The sequence below is a fragment of the Bacillus sp. JK74 genome (assembly GCF_053663395.1).
In genome coordinates this window covers 1,043,679-1,063,251 of sequence record NZ_JBSJQB010000002.1, presented here as the reverse complement: position 1 = coordinate 1,063,251, position 19,573 = coordinate 1,043,679, and the positions used below count along the sequence as shown (strand labels likewise).

General features: G+C 46.1%; 22 protein-coding genes. 19 read left to right on the top strand and 3 right to left on the bottom strand.

Features of this window, described 5'->3' with window-relative positions:
* Positions 1–22: 22 nt before the first annotated feature.
* The 16 genes from trmL (at position 23) to ACWJJ5_RS09765 (ending at position 14,085) form a co-directional block, all read left to right on the top strand.
* Positions 23–505: a tRNA (uridine(34)/cytosine(34)/5-carboxymethylaminomethyluridine(34)-2'-O)-methyltransferase TrmL gene (trmL, locus tag ACWJJ5_RS09840; RefSeq protein ID WP_007610253.1), complete on the top strand. Its 483-nt coding sequence runs from the start codon at positions 23–25 to the stop codon at positions 503–505.
* 137 nt (positions 506–642) lie between these two features.
* The gene (locus tag ACWJJ5_RS09835) at positions 643–1,275 is read left to right on the top strand and encodes a YhbD family protein (protein ID WP_077721979.1); all 633 of its coding nucleotides are present in this window, start codon (positions 643–645) and stop codon (positions 1,273–1,275) included.
* Positions 1,266–1,979 (top strand): polymer-forming cytoskeletal protein, encoded by a 714-nt coding sequence (locus ACWJJ5_RS09830; RefSeq protein WP_071392070.1) that lies wholly within the window; start codon positions 1,266–1,268, stop codon positions 1,977–1,979. The genes ACWJJ5_RS09835 and ACWJJ5_RS09830 overlap by 10 nt, the downstream gene beginning before the upstream one ends.
* 11 nt (positions 1,980–1,990) lie before the next feature.
* Positions 1,991–2,701: a hypothetical protein gene (locus ACWJJ5_RS09825; RefSeq protein WP_094247123.1), complete on the top strand. Its 711-nt coding sequence runs from the start codon at positions 1,991–1,993 to the stop codon at positions 2,699–2,701.
* Between the two features lie 358 nt (positions 2,702–3,059).
* Positions 3,060–4,955 carry a serine/threonine protein kinase PrkA gene (prkA, locus tag ACWJJ5_RS09820; protein ID WP_069473222.1) on the top strand — a complete coding sequence of 632 codons (1,896 nt, stop codon included), beginning with the start codon at positions 3,060–3,062 and terminating at the stop codon, positions 4,953–4,955.
* A gap of 190 nt (positions 4,956–5,145) precedes the next feature.
* The gene (gene yhbH / locus ACWJJ5_RS09815) at positions 5,146–6,324 is read left to right on the top strand and encodes a sporulation protein YhbH (RefSeq protein WP_014417268.1); all 1,179 of its coding nucleotides are present in this window, start codon (positions 5,146–5,148) and stop codon (positions 6,322–6,324) included.
* A gap of 185 nt (positions 6,325–6,509) precedes the next feature.
* Positions 6,510–6,974 carry a MarR family transcriptional regulator gene (locus ACWJJ5_RS09810; protein ID WP_003155389.1) on the top strand — a complete coding sequence of 155 codons (465 nt, stop codon included), beginning with the start codon at positions 6,510–6,512 and terminating at the stop codon, positions 6,972–6,974.
* A 36-nt stretch (positions 6,975–7,010) separates the two neighbouring features.
* Complete coding sequence (locus tag ACWJJ5_RS09805; RefSeq protein WP_007610259.1) at positions 7,011–7,676, top strand: HlyD family secretion protein; 666 nt, start codon at positions 7,011–7,013, stop codon at positions 7,674–7,676.
* Positions 7,677–7,716: 40 nt separating this feature from the next.
* Positions 7,717–9,312, top strand: coding sequence for an MFS transporter (locus tag ACWJJ5_RS09800; RefSeq protein ID WP_003155387.1), 1,596 nt, complete (start codon positions 7,717–7,719; stop codon positions 9,310–9,312).
* A 24-nt stretch (positions 9,313–9,336) separates the two neighbouring features.
* The gene (locus tag ACWJJ5_RS09795; protein ID WP_003155386.1) at positions 9,337–9,870 is read left to right on the top strand and encodes an NAD(P)H-dependent oxidoreductase; all 534 of its coding nucleotides are present in this window, start codon (positions 9,337–9,339) and stop codon (positions 9,868–9,870) included.
* 12 nt (positions 9,871–9,882) lie between these two features.
* Positions 9,883–10,254 (top strand): hypothetical protein, encoded by a 372-nt coding sequence (locus ACWJJ5_RS09790; protein WP_003155385.1) that lies wholly within the window; start codon positions 9,883–9,885, stop codon positions 10,252–10,254.
* A gap of 119 nt (positions 10,255–10,373) precedes the next feature.
* A complete protein-coding gene (locus tag ACWJJ5_RS09785; protein ID WP_094247121.1) occupies positions 10,374–11,141 on the top strand; it encodes a hypothetical protein in 768 nt (255 codons plus the stop codon).
* A 2-nt stretch (positions 11,142–11,143) separates the two neighbouring features.
* Positions 11,144–11,521 (top strand): GntR family transcriptional regulator, encoded by a 378-nt coding sequence (locus ACWJJ5_RS09780; RefSeq protein WP_069473671.1) that lies wholly within the window; start codon positions 11,144–11,146, stop codon positions 11,519–11,521.
* Positions 11,511–12,227, top strand: a complete 717-nt coding sequence (locus ACWJJ5_RS09775; RefSeq protein ID WP_454022376.1) for an ATP-binding cassette domain-containing protein — start codon at positions 11,511–11,513, stop codon at positions 12,225–12,227. The genes ACWJJ5_RS09780 and ACWJJ5_RS09775 overlap by 11 nt, the downstream gene beginning before the upstream one ends.
* Positions 12,228–13,145 carry an ABC transporter ATP-binding protein gene (locus tag ACWJJ5_RS09770; protein ID WP_454022375.1) on the top strand — a complete coding sequence of 306 codons (918 nt, stop codon included), beginning with the start codon at positions 12,228–12,230 and terminating at the stop codon, positions 13,143–13,145.
* On the top strand, positions 13,138–14,085 hold the full coding sequence (locus ACWJJ5_RS09765) for an ABC transporter permease (protein WP_454022374.1): 948 nt from the start codon (positions 13,138–13,140) through the stop codon (positions 14,083–14,085). Before ACWJJ5_RS09770 ends, ACWJJ5_RS09765 begins: the two co-directional genes overlap by 8 nt.
* 91 nt (positions 14,086–14,176) lie before the next feature.
* On the opposite strand, the gene cspB is transcribed toward ACWJJ5_RS09765, so the two are convergent.
* Entirely contained in the window at positions 14,177–14,377 is a 201-nt protein-coding gene (gene cspB / locus ACWJJ5_RS09760) for a cold shock-like protein CspB (protein ID WP_003155376.1), read from the bottom strand.
* A gap of 382 nt (positions 14,378–14,759) precedes the next feature.
* Between cspB and ACWJJ5_RS09755 the strand changes: the two genes are divergently transcribed.
* A complete protein-coding gene (locus ACWJJ5_RS09755) occupies positions 14,760–15,590 on the top strand; it encodes a MetQ/NlpA family ABC transporter substrate-binding protein (protein ID WP_176283213.1) in 831 nt (276 codons plus the stop codon).
* Between the two features lie 16 nt (positions 15,591–15,606).
* Here ACWJJ5_RS09755 and ACWJJ5_RS09750 read toward each other — a convergent pair whose 3' ends face one another.
* The gene (locus tag ACWJJ5_RS09750) at positions 15,607–16,686 is read right to left on the bottom strand and encodes a GGDEF domain-containing protein (RefSeq protein ID WP_326355112.1); all 1,080 of its coding nucleotides are present in this window, start codon (positions 16,684–16,686) and stop codon (positions 15,607–15,609) included.
* 151 nt (positions 16,687–16,837) lie between these two features.
* On the opposite strand from ACWJJ5_RS09750, the gene ACWJJ5_RS09745 reads away from it, so the two are divergent.
* The gene (locus ACWJJ5_RS09745) at positions 16,838–18,229 is read left to right on the top strand and encodes an L-cystine transporter (protein ID WP_079898187.1); all 1,392 of its coding nucleotides are present in this window, start codon (positions 16,838–16,840) and stop codon (positions 18,227–18,229) included.
* A 57-nt stretch (positions 18,230–18,286) separates the two neighbouring features.
* Here the strand turns inward: ACWJJ5_RS09745 and ACWJJ5_RS09740 are convergent, their stop codons facing one another.
* Complete coding sequence (locus ACWJJ5_RS09740; protein WP_094247116.1) at positions 18,287–18,859, bottom strand: hypothetical protein; 573 nt, start codon at positions 18,857–18,859, stop codon at positions 18,287–18,289.
* A gap of 144 nt (positions 18,860–19,003) precedes the next feature.
* On the opposite strand from ACWJJ5_RS09740, the gene ACWJJ5_RS09735 reads away from it, so the two are divergent.
* Entirely contained in the window at positions 19,004–19,543 is a 540-nt protein-coding gene (locus tag ACWJJ5_RS09735) for a YhcN/YlaJ family sporulation lipoprotein (protein WP_003155362.1), read from the top strand.
* The last annotated feature ends 30 nt before the right edge of the window (positions 19,544–19,573 follow it).

The following is a 19,573-nucleotide window of genomic DNA, read 5'->3' as shown; positions in this document are numbered from 1 at the left end:
GTGGGCGGAATAAAAAACAGAGGTGAACATCGTGGCATTACATGTCGTTTTATATCAACCCGAAATCCCGGCCAATACGGGAAATATCGCACGTACTTGTGCGGCAACAGACACAACGCTTCATTTGATCCGCCCGCTCGGATTCTCAACCGATGATAAAATGCTGAAGCGAGCCGGACTCGATTATTGGGAGTTCGTCAACGTCGTATATCATGATTCATTGGAAGAATTATTTGAGGCATATGAGAACGGAAAGTTTTTCTTCATTACAAAATTCGGCCAAAAGCCGCACACATCATTTGATTACTCAAATACAGAGGAAGACTTTTTCTTCGTATTCGGCAGAGAAACGAGCGGACTTCCGAAAGAATTGATCGAAAACAATATGGACCGCTGCCTGCGTCTGCCGATGACCGAGCATGTGAGATCATTAAACCTGTCCAACACGGCCGCGATTCTTGTATATGAAGCGCTGCGCCAGCAAAATTACAGAGATTTGACGTGAGAAAAAACGCCCGCATCCGGGCGTTTTTTTATTGAATAAAAAAGACGGGCAGCAGCGGTTCACGGCATTTTTATATTTTCAGGCTTAACAACGTAACATTGTTATGTTACAATGCATTCATCGAAGGAGCTGGATTCATGGAGGAACAACTGATTTCTAAAAAAGATTTGCTGGAAGAAACATCAATTTCATACGGGCAGCTGTACCGGTGGAAACGGAAAAATTTAATTCCTGAAGAATGGTTTATCCGAAAATCGACGTTTACAGGCCAGGAAACATTTTTTCCGAGAGCGGAAATATTAAAACGCATCTCAAAAATACAGAAAATGAAAGAAAATCTGTCTCTGGATGAAATGAGAGAAATGCTGTCTCCGCAAATGACTGATGTCAATATAACGTCTGCGGAACTGCTTCAAAAGGGACTGATTTCAAAAGCCGCGCTGCAAGTTTATGGCGAAGACGGCGTGACATTCACGTCCCGCGCGCTGCTGTCTTTATATGTGCTTGAAGGGCTTTTGCAATCGGGCAATATCAGCCTTGAGGAAGGAAAATTGGCGGCAGGGGTGCTGAAAACGTATGAGGCTTCCGAGCTGAAAGCGAATACGGAGCTTGTCATGCTCCGAAAGCTTGGCGTAACGACGTGCTTCATCGCAGACGCGGAACATATTTTGTTTGAACCGACTGTCAAAGTGGTTGAACGGGTGGCGCTTGCTGCGGCATCGGAAGAATTAAAAACGAAATGGATGCAGGAGGACCATCAATGGAAGTAACAGATAAATTAATCATTAACGGTTCGGGAAGTTCAAAAGGAGGCCGTTTTCATACAGTGGAGATCAACGGAAGCGGCACGGTGTCAGGTGATGTGGAGTGCACGAGCCTTTTGTTTAACGGCAGCGGAAAAACAGACGGACATGTCAAGACGCAAACGCTGACGATCAGCGGTTCGGGGAAAATTTCCGGCAGCGCCGAAGCTGAATCCATCCGTATCAACGGAACGGGTGTCATTAAAGGTGATGTCAAAACGGAGCGGCTGAACGTCGCGGGATTTTCATCTTTCGGCGGCGGTGTGAAAGCTGATGATATTTTCATATCCGGGAAAGCCGGGATTGAAGGCGATTGCGAGACAGAGACGTTCCGTTCGGAAGGCAAATGCAAGATCGGCGGCCTGCTGAATGCTGATGAAGTCAGTATTAAGCTGGCGGCGGGAGAGAGCCGGGTGAAAGAGATCGGCTGCCGCCATTTGAAAGTGATGAGCAGAAAGAGCGTGCTTACGCGTTTTAAGCTGATGCCGGCTCCGGTGCTGACAGCAGAGCTGATTGAAGGTGACATCATTGAATTGGCGGACACGAACGCGAAGACAGTCCGCGGGAATCATGTGCGGATCGGCGCAGGCTGCACCATTGGAACTGTGGAATACAGCGGCGATTTTACATGTGATCCTTCCGCTTTGGTTAACAAAGTTGTGAAACGATAGGAGGAGCTGCGATGGAAACGACAAAAAAATTGAGTCATTTAAAAATGTACGGAGCCGGACACGCCTCCGGCGGTTCCTACCAAAATGTAAGTATTAAAGGGGAAGGAACTGTCGGCGAAGGACTTCAAAGCGAACGCTGCCGGATATTCGGTACGGGACTTTTTCTCGGAGATGCCGAGATCAGCAGGCTGAAAATTTTCGGAGAGCATGAAGTTGCAGGAGATTTATCAGCACATTCAGCAAATGTGATCGGCACATTGAAAGTCGGCGGCTCCATGCGTTTCGCCAGGATGAGGCTGAAAGGACTTGCTGAAATTGGCGGCGGGGCCGCGGGAGAGCAGTGTCATATGAAAGGCAGTCTCACCGTCGGCGGCGATTGCGAGACGGAGCTGCTTCATGTAACAGGATGTATCAATGTGGCGGGATTGTTAAACGCAGGGGACGTAAACATCCATTTGCGTTATGACCGAAGCCGTGTGAAAGAAATCGGCGGCACATCGATCACCGTCAGACGGAAACCTGGTTTTCTTAAACGGAAAGCCGGCATGCTTTCTGCTGAATTGATCGAAGGAGACGCAATTTACCTCGAATACACGGAAGCGGACATCGTCAGAGGGAAGCGTGTGGAAATCGGCCCGGGGTGCAAAATCGGAAAAATCGAGTATCAAACAAGCTGCAAGTCTCATGAAAAATCAACTGTCCAAGAACATATTCAAATATGAAACATTGTTATGTTGTACAGGAAAGGGTGCTCTTCATAAAGAGCACCCTTTTGCCGTTATTTGTTTTCAGGTTTGCTGTCGTAACCCGCAGTAAAAATGGATACTAAAAAAGTGAGAATGACCCCAAGTAAAATGATCGTTTTCATCATGTCTCCTCCTCTTTGCTTTTCCATTTGATGTCCGAGTCTGGATGAAACTGTATTTCTTTCATTATGAACGGTGCACCGGACCCTTGTCAATGACGGCCTTATAACGTCTTTATTTTTAAGAAACGAAAAGCATGTATTATCACGTCACCGCATAGATTGTAACAAAGTACCTTATTTCTAGTGCATTAACCATGATAGAGGAGGTTCTTATGGATATATTAAAGAAAATTGAAAAGTACAGAGAGGAAGAGCAGCGTCTCAAATGGGAAGGGACGTTCGCTGATTATTTGGAGATCATAAAAGAAAATCCATTGGTCGCGCAGTCTGCTCATTCTCGCGTTTTTAATATGATAAAAGACAGCGGAATCGAGGAGGATGACGGGAAAAAGACATACAGCTTTTTCTCGAGGGAGCTGTTCGGCCTTGAGGAATCTCTGGAACGGCTCGTGGAGGAATACTTTCACCCGGCTGCCAAGCGGCTCGATGTAAGAAAAAGGATTTTACTATTGATGGGACCCGTCAGCGGCGGAAAGTCAACTCTTGTCACCATGCTGAAAAAAGGGCTTGAAGCCTACTCATTGACAGACAACGGCGCTGTTTACGCCATTAAAGGCTGCCCGATGCATGAAGATCCTCTCCATCTCATTCCCCATCATCTGCGCGACGACTTCTACAGAGAATACGGCATCAGAATTGAGGGCAGCCTTTCTCCGCTTAATGTCATGCGGCTTGAAGAAGAATACGGCGGCAGAATTGAGGATGTAAAAGTTGAACGTATATTCTTCTCGGAGGACAAACGTACCGGAATCGGAACCTTCAGCCCGTCTGATCCGAAATCACAGGATATCGCCGACTTGACGGGGAGCATTGATTTTTCGACGATTGCCGAATACGGCTCGGAATCAGATCCGCGCGCTTATCGGTTTGACGGTGAATTAAATAAAGCGAACCGCGGAATGATGGAGTTTCAGGAAATGCTGAAATGCGATGAAAAATTTCTGTGGCACCTTCTGTCACTCACGCAGGAAGGGAATTTCAAAGCCGGACGGTTTGCGCTCATCTCCGCCGACGAATTGATTGTTGCGCATACGAACGAAACGGAGTACCGCTCGTTTATTGCCAATAAGAAAAATGAAGCCCTTCACTCCAGGATCATCGTGATGCCTGTTCCTTATAATTTAAAGGTGTCAGAGGAAGAACGGATTTATGAAAAAATGATTTCTGAAAGTGATGTTTCTGACGTACACATCGCCCCCCATACATTAAAAGTGGCCGCGATGTTTTCTATTTTGACCCGGCTGAAGGAACCGAACCGCTCTGATATTGATCTCGTCAAAAAAATGAGGCTCTATGACGGAGAAAGCGTTGAAGGTTACAATTCCGTTGATCTGGAGGATATGAAGAAGGAATTCCATGATGAAGGAATGAGCGGAATTGACCCGCGCTATGTCATCAACCGCATTTCCTCAACGATTATCAGAAAAAATATGGAATCCATCAATTCGCTTGACGTGCTGCGTTCCTTAAAAGAAGGACTCGACCAGCATCCGTCCATCTCCGCCGAGGACAAAGAGCGGTATATGAATTTTATTTCCGCCGCCAGGAAAGAGTACGATGACATCGCCAAAAAGGAAGTGCAGAAGGCGTTCGTCTATTCATATGAAGAATCCGCGAAAACTCTCATGGACAATTATTTAGATAATGTGGAAGCGTACTGCAATAAAAATAAGCTTCGCGATCCGCTGACGGGTGAAGAAATGAATCCTGACGAAAAACTGATGAGATCCATTGAAGAGCAGATCGGCATTTCAGAAAACGCCAAAAAAGCGTTCCGCGAAGAAATCTTAATCCGCATATCCGCCTATGCAAGAAAAGGAAAACGCTTTGACTATAATTCGCACGAAAGACTCCGCGAAGCGATTCAGAAAAAGCTGTTCGCAGACTTAAAAGATGTAGTGAAAATTACGACCTCCACCAAAACGCCGGATGAACAGCAGCTTAAAAAGGTCAATGAGGTAGTGGCAAGGTTAATAGATGAACATGGCTATAATTCGACAAGCGCTAATGAACTGCTGAAGTATGTCGGAAGCTTGTTAAACCGCTGATATTTGATTTCATCGAGAGGCCCGTCTGTAAAAGGACGGGTTCTTTTGTCTGTTTTTCGCAATTGTTTGTCAATTGGAGAGTCCGGCCGGCATAAGATAAAAATAAATCTTTTCGCCGGACTTGTTTCATAAACAGGACCAAGCCGGAATACACATGTAAAACGACCATAACGGTTAAGGAGGGGAATTCATGTCCCGTAATGACAGCGGAAATTTTTTGATTTCAGAGGAAGACTGGTCCCTCCATCGCAAAGGCTTTGACGACCAGCAGCGCCACCAAAAGAAAGTGCAGGAAGCGATAAAAAACAACCTTCCGGATCTTGTCACTGAGGAAAGCATTATTATGTCCAACGGAAAAGATGTCGTGAAAATCCCGATTCGTTCGCTTGATGAATATAAAATCCGTTATAACTATGATAAAAATAAACATGTCGGCCAAGGCGACGGCGACAGCGAAGTCGGCGATGTCGTCGCAAGAGACGGCGCAGATAAAAAGCAGGGTGCCGGAAAAGGCCAGGGAGCAGGCGATCAGGCAGGCGAGGATTATTATGAAGCGGAAGTTTCATTGATGGATCTGGAAGAAGCGCTGTTTCAGGAATTAGAACTGCCGAATCTGCAGCAAAAGGAAAGGGACAATATCGTCCATACCGATATCGAGTTCAATGATATCCGGAAAACCGGGCTGACAGGGAATATCGATAAGAAAAGGACGATGCTGTCGGCCTATAAACGAAACGCTATGACAGGCAAGCCATCGTTTTACCCTATTTATCCGGAAGATCTGAAATACAAAACATGGAATGATGTGACGAAGCCGGAATCGAAAGCTGTCGTTTTAGCCATGATGGATACAAGCGGTTCGATGGGCGTATGGGAAAAGTATATGGCGAGGAGCTTCTTTTTTTGGATGACACGATTTTTACGGACAAAGTATGAAACGGTTGATATCGAATTTATCGCCCACCATACGGAAGCGAAGGTTGTGTCGGAAGAAGATTTTTTCTCGAAAGGCGAGAGCGGAGGCACCATCTGTTCCTCCGTTTACCGGAAGTCTCTTGAATTAATTGATGAAAAATATGACCCCGCCCGCTACAACATCTATCCGTTTCATTTTTCAGACGGAGATAACCTGACTTCGGATAACGCCCGATGCGTAAAGCTCGTCAATGACATCATGAAAAAATCGAATCTGTTCTGTTACGGTGAGGTCAATCAATATAACAGGCATTCCACCCTCATGTCCGCCTATAAAAATGTCAAAGATGATAAATTTAAATACTACATCCTGAAACAGAAATCGGACGTATTTCAAGCGCTGAAAAGCTTTTTTAAAAATGAGGAAGCCGGTATAAGCAAAGCATCGTATTAAATATAAAGCCGAGTGAAGAATCGTGCGGCGCGGTTCTTCACCCGGCTTTTTTAAATTAAAAATAAAGAGAAAAAACGGCATAAAAAAAATCCTTAAAAAATGAAACTTTTCTCTTTACAAACCTTCTTTCATTTATTAATATTTTATCTTGTGAACTATTATTAAGGGAATGAGGTGAAAATACGGTGATTGAATCAGAGCTCGCTTTGCTCAGTTTTGAACAGCTGTTTGATACTTCCAGATCGATTTACAAAAAGCAGAAAATGATTCTGGAGACAGTGCTTGAACCTTTTGATATTACAGTGCTGCAGTATCTGCTGATGTTCAAAATACATAAGAGCAAAAGCACGCAGCTTTCAAGGCTGGCTTTGTCGCTTGATCTGAAACCGGCGTCTGTCACGAGAATGACCGATATTCTGTATAAGCGCCGCCTAATGGTTCGGAGCGACTATCACGACGACCGGCGTGTTGTTATGATTCAGTTAACCGAAGAGGGGGAAGAACTTCTAAAGAAAGCTGCTGTTCAATATGCCGAAAAAGCGGCGGTCTTATACCGGCAGCTCAATACCGCTGAACTGCAGTACCTGCGCAAGCTTGCGGAAAGTTTAACGAAGCTTGCAAACGGCTGTGCAGTGAAAAACGGAAAATAAAAAAATCCCCACATATTTTTATCATCATTCCACAAAATGATAGAGGAAGAAACGAAAGGAGAAAACAAAATGAACAGAGGACGTTTAATTCTGACCAACATTATCGGTTTGATTGTTGTTCTTGCAATTATAGGCGGAGGTGCTTACTACTATTATCAAAGCACACACTATGTAAAAACCGATGAAGCGAAAGTTGCCGGCGACATGGCTGCTATCACAGCTCCTGCTGCGGGTAAAGTAACTGACTGGAACCTTGATGAGGGGAAAGAAGTAAGCAAAAACGACGTTGTTGCAAAAATTAAAGGACAGCAAAATGCTGACGTAAAAGCCATCATGGATGGAACAATCGTGAAAAACGAAGTGAAAAACGGCCAAATGGTGCAAGCCGGTACGACAATTGCCCAGGAAATTGACATGAAACACCTTTACATCACTGCAAACATTAAAGAAACAGACATTAGAGACATTGAAGTAGGAAACAAAGTAGACGTAATTGTTGACGGCGATCCTAATACAACATTTGACGGAACAGTAGAAGAAATCGGTTATGCGACAAATTCAACATTTGATATGCTGCCTTCTTCAAACTCAAGCGGCAACTACACTAAAGTAACGCAAAAAGTTCCTGTTAAAATTTCACTCAGCAACCCATCTGACAAGGTGCTTCCTGGTATGAACGCATCTGTAAAAATCTCTGAATAATACAGATCAGTCATCAAACCATGAAGGGAGGTTGTCTTAGGTGGCTAAATCAGATAATCAAGTAAAAAGTCCTAAAACATTGCTTATTGTGCTTATGGCCGGGTTATTCCTGGCGATCTTGAACCAAACGCTTCTTAACGTGGCAATGCCGCACTTAATGACCGAGTTCGGTGTGAGTGCGACGACGATTCAGTGGCTTACGACCGGATACATGCTGGTCAACGGTGTTTTGATTCCGTTATCTGCGTTCTTAATTACCCGGTTCGGACAGAGAAGCCTCTTTCTCGTAGCCATGTTCTGTTTTACAGCGGGAACGTTAGTCTGCGGAATCGCGCCTAACTTCTCAACCATGCTGATCGGCCGGTTAATTCAGGCGGTCGGCGGCGGTATCCTGCAGCCGCTGGTCATGACAACCATTCTGCTTATCTTCCCGCCTGAAAGCAGGGGGAAAGGAATGGGGATTTTCGGTCTTGCGATGATGTTTGCTCCGGCGGTCGGACCGACTCTTTCCGGCTGGATCATCGAGCATTACACATGGCGCATTATGTTCTACGGCCTTGTTCCGATCGGGGCAATCGTTATTATCATAGCGTTTTTCCTCTTTAAGAACTTGGTGGAACCGCAAAAAATCAAACTCGACAGCTTGGGTGCGATTCTATCTATTGTCGGATTCGCCTCATTGCTTTACGGAGTCAGTGAAGCGGGCAGCGACGGCTGGGGAGATCCGATCGTGCTGTCTACCGTCATTGTCGGTGTCATCGCGATTGCCGCGTTTGTCATTCAGCAATTGCGCTCTGAAAAACCGATGCTCGACTTCCGGGTATTTAAATATGATATTTTCTCACTTTCCAGTGTCATTAATATCATTATTACCGTTGCGCTTTACACAGGAATGTTCCTGCTTCCGATTTACCTGCAGAACTTAGTCGGCTTTACGGCGCTGCAATCGGGTCTCTTGCTATTGCCGGGCGCGATTGTCATGCTGATCATGTCGCCGATTTCCGGTATTCTGTTTGACAAAATCGGTCCGAGACCGCTTGCGATTATCGGGCTGGTCATCACGGTCGCAACGACATTCCAGTACACAAAATTGACAATTGACACACCTTACACGCACATTATGCTTGTCTATGCCATCCGCGCATTCGGTATGTCACTGTTAATGATGCCTGTTATGACAGCCGGAATGAACCAGCTTCCGGCACGGTTGAACAGCCACGGCACGGCGATGAGCAACACGCTCCGCCAGATCAGCGGATCAATCGGAACAAGTTTGATCACAACGATTTATACGAACCGTACGACAATGCATTATTCGCAGATTGCGGATAAAACAAGCACGGCTGATCCAAGCTTCATGCAGTCGTTCCAAAGCGCGGTTTCGAATTTAATGGTCAACATGAACATGTCGCTTGATGCGGCGAAACAAACCGTTTATTCATATCTCTACAAAACAGCTTCACTTAATTCCAACGTTATGGGGATTAATGACGCGTTTATGTGGGCGACGATCTTTGCGGTTATCGGCGTAGTCCTGAGCCTGTTCTTGCGTGACGTACGGAAAGACAAACAGCGGGCGAAGAAAAAAGAGGAGCTGTCATTGCTTCCGGCCCCTAAAGAAGTGAAGGAATCTTAATCATCTGAATGGGAGGTTTCCTGAATGAAAATTTACGTAGTGTACGATAGTGAAGGCGAACACACAAAACACCTTGCTGAAGCCATTGCCGAAGGAGCACGAGAAAACGCTGAGGCTGAAGTCCTGATCGACCATGTCGATCAAGCAGACATCCGCAAGCTGAAAGACATGGATGCCATTATCTGGGGATGCCCGGGACATTTTGGCACCATCAGTTCAGGCTTAAAAGCGTGGATCGACAGACTCGGCTATCTGTGGGCTGAAGGCGAGCTGATTGATAAAGTCGGCGCTGTATTCTGTACGACGGCGACAACACACGGCGGATTAGAAATGACAATGCACAATCTGATTACTCCTATGTTTCACCAAGGCATGATTGTTGTCGGTCTTCCCGGCAACGTTCCTGAAAACGCGCTGTACGGCTCTTACTACGGCGCGGGCGTCACATGCCCGGTTGACAGCGATGTGCTGATGACGGAAGAAGGCCTTCAATTAGGCCGTGCGCTTGGCAGACGTGTCAGCCAGGTCACTGGTAATCTAACTGCCGGACGACAGTAAGGAGAGGGTTATATGGCCATTATTATAGCGGTTATTGCTGCTGTCATTGTGATTGCACTTCTTATCACATTCAATGTCCGCAGCACTTCTGCAGGACAGGATGTCAAAGAAGAAAAGAGAGAAGCGATCGGCACTACAGCCGAACAGCCGGAAAAGCATGATCCGGCCGAGGAGCGCTCAGCCGAGCATGCTCCCGTCGTTGTAAAATCTGAATCTCCCCGTGAGAAAAAGAATACAATGGGCGATGATGTGTACCGTCAGGCGCTTCAGAAGTTTAAGACTTCTGAGACGGATCAGGAACCAAACGATCCTGATAGCGGCGGCAAAATGCAGGATAGCAGCTATCGTGATGCGCTGCTCTCCTTAAAAAACAAAAAGAAGTAATTGAAAAGGCAAATCCGCGTAAGAGCGGATTTGTCTTTTTTTTATTGAAGATATTGTAATACATGATGATCTAGTGTACTATGTTACTCATACACTTGATCCGAATGGAGAGAGAAAGAATGACATCGTTTTTAGGTTTGCTGAAAAAAGATGCGAAAGTTTCATGGATTTGGCTCGCGGTGTGGCTTTGCGGCATGATTTGCTGGGCGTTTGCAGCCCACGTCATCGCTGCCCGTCAGAAAGAACCGCTCGTCATTTTCGGCTTTTTTACGGCAATGGGGTTTTTTCAATTTCTTGTAGCGCCGCTTTTTATGTATTATCACCTTCATAAAGAAGGAAAAAACCAGCTGTGGCTTTACAATCCGAATGGGGGATTTTATCTGCTGGCTTCCAAGCTGACGGCCTCACTGCTGTATCAGTTGATCGGGCAGCTGGCGCTGACCGGTTACGGCATTTGGATGTACCGGATGCTTTCTGCAAAAGGAGCGCTGGAACACGCCATTCCCCTGGCCGGCACATTAACCGGGCTGAATGCTTACCTGCTGATCAGTTCAGCGTACTTATCTGTGATCGTGGCCGTATTTTGGACTGTTTTTCACTCATTAAAACATTTTCCCGTCCTCCGTTGGGTGATCTGCATCGTGCTTGCGTTTGTCTGGACCTATATTGACGATAAAATCATTACGCCTTTCACTTCATCTCAACATGATTTATGGCCGGTAAAAGTGTATGCGAATTTTCATTTTCATTATACAAAATTGACCGGATGGACGATGGAGCTGAAAGCCGTCCACATTTCGCTTTTCAGCTTCCTGGCAGTGATCGTGCTTGCAACGCTCTGTCTCGCGCTGGCCTCTATGCTGCTGAATCGAAAGGTTGAGGTGTAATGATGGAGAATGAATTTCGGTCATCCAAGCCGATTTATCTGCAGATTGCCGATCGTATATATTACCGGCTGATCAGAAGTGAGCTTTCACCGGGGGACAAACTGCCGTCCGTAAGGGAGATGGCCGTACAGATGAAAGTGAATCCGAACACGATACAAAGAACGTACAGTGAAATGGAAAGGCTGGGGATCGTGGAGACGAGAAGAGGACAGGGAACCTTTATAGCGGAAAGATCCGATCTGAAAGCAGAGCTGAAAGACAGGCTGACAAAAGACGTTTTCAAACGCTTTATTCAGGAAATGGCGGAGCTGGGGTTATCTCCTGAGGAAATGCTCGACGGGATCAAACAATATGCGGAGGAAGCAAACGATGAATCTTGATTTTGAACGCGTAACAAAAAAATACGGCCGCAGGATCGCGGTCAGCGATGTATCATTTTCATTGTCTCCGGGTAAAATCTACGGAATTTTAGGGCCGAACGGAAGCGGTAAATCAACAACGCTTAAAATGCTTGCCGGGCTTGCGTTCCCGACATCGGGCGCCGTCCGGATGGGAGACTGCGCAGTAAGCAGGAACATGCTGTTTCGTACGGCTTATTTAACCGAACATGATATGTTTTCCGCCCGGACGACTGTCGGTGATATGCTCACATTTTATCATTCGCAATTCCCGGATTTTCAGCTGGAAAAAGCACATAACCTATTAACGGAAATGAATCTTTCAGCGGAGCAGAAGATAAAAGAGCTGTCCAAAGGCAGCCGGGGCAGGCTGAAAATCGTTTTGGCCCTGTCGAGAAAAGCATCGGTCATTCTGCTGGATGAGCCGTTTTCAGGTCTTGATCCGGCGGTCAGGGAGTCGATTGTCAACAGTCTCGTATCTTATATTGATTTTGACAGCCAGATCGTCGTCATCGCCACGCATGAGATCGGCGAGATTGAGACGCTGTTAGACGAAGTGATGGTTTTCATAAAAGGGAAAATCGCTGAACGGCGCGAGGTCGAAGAAATTCGGGAACAGGAAGGAATGTCTGTGCTGCAATGGTATAGAAGCGTCATGCAGGCGCACGAAATAGAAGGGGGATTCTAATTGGAAACCGTATTAGAACTGCAACAGGTAAAGAAAACGATAAAAGGACGAACGATTATTCATGATCTGAGCTTCTCCGTCCGGGCGGGCGAAGTGTTTGGATTTTTAGGGCCGAACGGAGCGGGGAAAACCACTACGATCAGAATGATGGTCGGATTAATGAAACTGTCTCAGGGAGACATCGTAATCTGCGGGGAATCCATTACGAAAAACTATGCAAAAGCGGTCAGGCACGTCGGAGCCATCGTGGAAAACCCGGAGCTGTACAAATTCTTGAGCGGCTATAAAAATTTACAGCAGTACGCAAGAATGGTAAAAGGCGTTACGAAAGAAAAAATAGATGAGGTCATCGAGCTCGTCGGGTTGCAGGACAGAATACATGACAAAGTAAAAACCTACTCTCTCGGAATGAGACAGCGTCTCGGCCTCGCCCAAAGCCTGCTGCATAATCCTAAGGTGCTGATTCTGGATGAGCCGACAAACGGCCTCGATCCCGCCGGCATCAGAGAAATCAGGGACCATCTGAAAAAGCTGACACGTGAAAAAGGAATGGCTGTCATCGTCTCAAGCCATCTTCTGTCAGAAATGGAGCTAATGTGCGATCGAATCGGCATTCTGCAAAAAGGAGAGCTTGTCGATATTCAAAAAGTAAGGGATGAAGGAAAAGAGGATAAAGATACATACTACTTCCATATTGAACAAAGAGAAGAGGCTCTTGCCGTTTTGAGTCAGTTTGACTGTGTGAAGAAGACAAACGGCATTGAGATCCAGCTGTCCAAACAGGAAGTGCCTGATGTGATATCACTGCTCGTCCGTGAAAACATCCGCTTATATGAAGTGAAAATCATGACAAAATCTTTGGAAGACCGTTTCTTGGAGATTACCGGCGGGACGAAAGAGGAGGTTCAATATGCTTAAGCTAATCTATAATGAATGGATAAAAATTTTCAGCCGTGTCGGGACGTGGGCTATGATTGTGATTTTAGGCGTTTCGATGATCGGTTTTGCGCTTTTGTCAAACCATTTCACCTCGAGTGAAGCCAATCCGAATTGGAAACAGGAGCTCCAGGCCGAAAACAAAGAAATGAAACAGCAGATGAAGGAAACCGGAAATCAGACGCTCATTGATAACCTGAAACAGAATGTCGCGATAAATCAATACCGTATGGATCATAACATCCCCGAGGATACAGGGTACACAGTGTGGTCATACGTAGCTGATTCTTCGATGATGACTGTTTTGACCGGGCTGTTTACGATTATCATTGCCGCAGGCATCGTGGCGAATGAGTTCAACTGGGGGACGATCAAGCTGCTGGCCATCCGTCCGCTCAGCCGTTTTCAGATTTTGCTATCTAAATATATGACGGTGCTGCTGTTCGGACTGCTGATGCTTGTGATTTTATTTGCCGGCTCCGCTCTGTTGGGATTGGTCTTTTTCGGTACAGGCGGAGATACTGCGGCTGATGTTCATCTCGTATACAAAGACGGCCATGTTTTTGAGCAAAATATCATCGCTTTCCTCGCTAAAACATATGTCTATGAATCTGTCTCCGCTTTTATGCTTGCGACGATGGCGTTTATGCTGTCTGCGGTATTCCGGAACAGCTCATTAGCGGTCGGATTTTCTATTTTTCTATTGGTTATGGGGAACACGGCGACGGTATTTCTTGCTGCGAAATTTGAATGGACCAAATATATTTTATTTGCGAACACGGATTTGTCGCAATATATGAACGGGACTCCTTTAGTAGAGGGGATGACGATGACATTTTCTGTTGTGATGCTTGTGATTTACTTCGTTATTTTTCTGGCGCTCGCATTCGGCGTCTTCTTAAAACGGGATATTGCCACCTGATATAAAAAAGCTGTTTTGCCTTTGCAAAACAGCTTTTCGTTTTAGATGAAAAAAACCTGCCGGCGTACACCGGCAGGTTTTTTAAAACAATTTATGCTTTTGTTACGTTAGCAGCTTGTGGTCCGCGGTTTCCTTCAACGATTTCGAAAGAAACAGATTGGCCTTCTTCTAAAGTTTTGAAGCCTTCGCCTTGAATAGCAGAGAAGTGAACGAATACATCGTCTTGACCTTCTACTTCGATGAATCCGAATCCTTTTTCAGAGTTGAACCATTTTACTTTACCTTCTAACATGAAATTTCCTCCTAAAGCGACATAACGCTTAAATTCACTATTCTTGCTCTAAAACAAACTTCCAAGACGAAAACTCTTACAAAACTTTCTTCTTAAAGATAGTTCGAACAAAAATAATTACCTTTACTCTACCAGCAATCCGAAGAAAAAACAACTGCTAAATGTAACTTTTTTCGAAATAACATGTTTTAAGAGGAAAATGCTCTGATACGGAAATCTGATTTGAGACCAGAACGGCCCATTTTCAGCTGATAAAAACCGCATTGCAGCCTCTTAAGGAAGCAATTGACAACCCTTTTTTTAATCGGTATTGTATGTAATCATGAGCCCGAATACCATGGTGCAGCTTCTGTACATAAAAATAGATAGGGAGTAGGTCAACTTGAACCTGCGGCTTATAAACAGTCTGTTTCTTTTCATTTTGATCATGTCACTTACTTCATGCCATTATCCTGATGGGAACCGGACCATTACTATCGGAATCAATGAATCTGATCAATCGATCTGGGAGTTTGTCGCGAAAAAAGCCGGTGAGGAAGGATTGCGGCTTTCTTTGGTAACGTTTTCGGATTATGCCGAGGCCGATTTGGCACTTGCCGGCGGGGATCTCGACGCCAATGCGTTTCAATCCGTTACTAATTTTAAATCTTTGCAGCCTCATGTGAAAAAGAAGCTGGCTCCTTTAGGAACGACATATGCGGCATCGCTGGGGGTGTATTCCAAGCAACATAAACGGCTGAAAGATATACCGGACGGAGCGGTCATTGCCGTGCCTGATGAAGCGGCGGCCTTCGGCAGGGCGCTTTTTCTCATGCAGGAGGCCGGACTGATTACATTGAAAAAGGGATTCACCGGTACGGGTTCAACGGATATGATCAAGGACAACCCGAAGCATCTGACCTTAAAAACGGAAACAAAAAAGAACGCCTATCAGGCGGCGGAACATGCTGACGCAGCAGTTCTCAGTCAAAGCGAGGCGAAAAAAGCAGGATTTCATGCGGAGAAGGACGCGCTGATCCGATCGGCGCAAATGAAGGAAGCGTATATTCATCTGATCGCCGTCAGAGCTGAGGATAAAGATGATGAACGGCTGCAAAAACTCCTGTCTTTGTATCAATCAGACGATACCGCGGCGTTGATTGAAAAAGAATATGAGGGCAGCCTGATTCCCGTTTTCCTGAGGGGCGGCTTTCTCACTGAAAAGAAAGAATGATTTCCTCTTCGGGCGATCATTCTTTTTTTTCAGTGCTGCACACTTGATTGCGCCCTGATGTTTTCGCTTTGTACAGCATCCGGTCCGCGATCAGGGGCAATGTCTGAGGATCCGGTGTATTTGTCGGATAATGCGCGATGCCGAGGGAAACGGTCACGGGAATTGTATCTCCGCTCGTCAGCAGAATCGGGTTCGCGTCAATCGTGTGCCTGATTTCCTCTGCGAGGTGAAGCCCTTTTGTATAGGTGCAATTGGGCATAAGCACGGCAAATTCTTCCCCGCCGATGCGGGCTGACGTATGAGAACTGCTGAGTAAGAACCTCAGGCGCGCGCCCAGTTCCTTCAGCACTTGGTCCCCTTCATAATGCCCGTATTGATCATTGATCTGCTTAAAGTGATCAATATCCAAATAAATAAGCGCGAGCTGAGACGAGGGGGATTGAGACGCCCGATCGTACAGAACGCGCGAGACGTCCTCGAATTTTCTCTTATTAAAAATCCCCGTCAGAAAATCATAATTCGCTTGAAACTTGTATTGCTTGAACAAAACGCGGGCATCGGCTTCGTGTTTGATGATATACAGTGACAGCATTCCGCCCAAGATGGAAATGAGCCAATAATAAACGAGGGCCCCGGCAGGCTGTTCAGGCATAAGAAACAGCAGCGTCAAGGTGAAAATAACATTTGAAAAAAGCAGCATAACGAACGCCATTTTGTGATCCGGCTTTTTTCCTCTGAGGACGGCTGCCGAAAGTATCGCAATAACCCCGACTGCGGCGATGGAAAAAATGGCGCTGGCATTGAAATTGATCAGGATACGGCCTGCGACGATAATCGCAAAGGCGGCTGCCGTAGACACCCAGCCTCCGTAAAGAGCTGCGATGATAATGGGGATATTTCTGAGATCAATGATGGAATCGGAGTAAGAAAAGCCGAAAACAATCAGAAAAACCCCTAAAAGCCCGCAGACCGTCCCCTTCAGTAATTGAAACATCGGACGGTCTTCTTTATACGAAAGCGACTCTTTAAAAAGAAGGGTGAACAGATAATTAAATGTGATTAAAATCGTTAAATTAAGAAACAGTTCCTTCAGCATAACAATCACCCTTATATAAGTTACTAGAGAAAGGGTGGAAAGAAAAGAGAAAAATCAATAAAAATACATATATTGTCAATCCTTACTTGACCGATCGGAATTGATATAATATAGTGTTAAAGGATAATGAGCAAGGGAGTGTTTACCTGTTTTGGAGAATTTATTTGTAGTCTTACATGTTTTTATTATGCTTTTGCTTATAGCAGGTCTGTTTGTCATGCAAAAAAAACACGTTTCCTTTTCTAAACGTGTCTTTACCGCGCTCGGACTAGGCATTGTATTCGGTTTTGCACTGCAATTGATTTACGGGCCGGCTTCACATATCGTGACACAAACGGCCGATTGGTTTAATATCGCCGGCGGCGGTTATGTCAAATTGCTTCAGATGATCGTCATGCCGCTAGTCTTTATTTCCATTCTCGGCGCATTTACGAAGCTGAAACTGACCCATAACATCGGGAAAATCAGCGGACTGATCATCGGAATTTTGATCGCCACGACAGCAATTGCCGCGGCAGTCGGAATTGTTTCGGCGCTATCCTTTGATCTGAAAGCCGTCCATATCGACCAGGGAAGCACCGAGTTATCAAGAGGCCAGGAGCTGCAGCAAAAATCTGAGGATATGACGGCCAAAACGCTGCCTCAGCAAATCGTTGAGCTTCTGCCGGGAAATCCGTTTCTTGATTTCACGGGAGCCAGACCGACTTCCACCATCGGAGTCGTTATTTTCGCCGCTTTCCTCGGCATCGCTTTTCTGGGCGTGAAACGGAAGCAGCCGGAGCACGCTGCGACGTTTAGCGGAATTGTCGATGCGGTATACGCGATTATTATGCGCGTCGTGACGTTAATTTTAAGATTGACGCCTTACGGGGTATTGGCGATTATGACAAAGACGATCGCGACAAGCGACATCGACAGCATTGCGAAACTGGGGATGTTTGTGATCGCTTCATACGCCGCGCTTATCGTCATGTTTATCATTCACTTGCTGCTGATTACGTTCAGCGGTTTAAATCCGATCACATACGTGAAAAAAGCATTTCCTGTCATGGTGTTTGCGTTTACGTCCCGTTCAAGCGCAGGGGCTTTGCCGCTTAATATTAAAACGCAAAAAAGCTTGGGCGTCCCGGAAGGAATTGCGAACTTCGCCGGTTCATTCGGTTTATCGATCGGTCAAAACGGCTGTGCCGGCATTTACCCGGCGATGCTCGCGATGATGATTGCGCCGACAGTAGGGCAAAACCCGTTTGAACCGGGATTTATCATCTCCGTCATCGCCATCGTGGCAATCAGTTCATTCGGTGTAGCAGGCGTGGGGGGCGGCGCGACATTTGCGGCTCTGCTCGTCCTATCCGCTTTGAACATGCCTGTCGCGCTTGCCGGGCTGCTCATTTCAATTGAGCCGTTAATTGACATGGGGCGCACCGCCTTAAATGTCAGCGGCAGTATGACCGCAGGGCTGTTAACAAGTAAAATGACGAAGGAAACCGATACCGCGGTGTACAATGATTCCTCAATCGTCATTGAAGCTGAAGAAGCTTAAGTAGCGCTAAAACGAAAAAATCCTTCAACGTTGAACGAATGAAGGATTTTTTTGTTTCTAATGATTTCCGGGTTCAATTTCTTCCAGCATATTCATCACGGTGCTGTCATTTAAAACATTCACCGCGCTTTCTTCGAAGTGAATCGGCTCGGTATAGTGAGGCTTCGGCGAAGTTTTTTTACTGCGGTCTGCCTGTCCGTCCGTATGGGATGAGCCGGAGTGGTTGCGGGAAGTCTGCTCATGCTGCTGTCCGCCGGATTCCCCGCCGAAAGCCTGTTTGATCAGCTCGGCAGGCTGCATGGAGCCGGTTTGTGAATGCCGTGCTTTGTCCGTGTGCTGCTGTCCGCCGGATTCCCCGCCGAAAGCCTGTTTGATCAGCTCAGCAGGCTGCATGGAGCCGGTTTGTGAATGCCGTGCTTTGTCCGTGTGCTGCTGTCCGCCGGATTCCCCGCTGAAAGCCTGTTGAATCAGGTCAGCAGGCTGCATGGAGTGTGTACCATCTTTATGCTGCATTCGGCCTGAAACCATTCCGGAGATTTTCCGGCGGATTTCGGGTGATAAAGCTGCGATCAGAATCGATGATCCGATCAGCAGCGCTGTCGGGCTGATGCCGCTTTTTTGTCTGAACAAGTTAAATCCCTCCTCATTCAATTGATTACGCTTACCTTTCCCTTTCCTTCTGATATTTATCCAAACCGCTCAGAATGCAAACGGCGTGCATAAATCCCGCCGAATAGAAAAACCTATACGTAAAGTGAGAAAGGAGGAATTCACATGATAAAAAAACAAGCAGTTATTTCTGCCCTTCTTCTGCCGATGCTGATTACCGCAGGGTGCAGTATGGGGAACCAGGGAGAAGGAAAACGAAATGACAACCGCACCCAGAATGTAAATTACCGCAACACACCTAACGACGGTGCGACAAATATGAATACAGTGAACCGTCATAACCAAAACACCGATCACAATGACAACCGTAACCTGAGAGTGGCTGATAAAGCCGCCGACAAGGTGACTGATTTAAAAGAAGTTAAAAATGCGACTGTGATCGTTGCCGGAAACAGCGCTTATGTAGCCGTTGTTCTGACAAACGGACAAAAAGGCGCCATCGCCAACCATTTGAAAAATAAGATTACCGATAAGGTGAAATCAGCCGATAAACATGTCCGGACTGTATATGTATCAGCGAACCCGGACTTCGTTGAACGTATGCAAGGCTACGGAAAACGAATCCAAAACGGCCATCCGGTATCCGGACTGTTTGATGAATTCGGCCAAATGGTACAGCGTGTATTCCCAAACCCCAATAAATAAATGAATGGAAAAGCCGCATTTGCTGCGGCT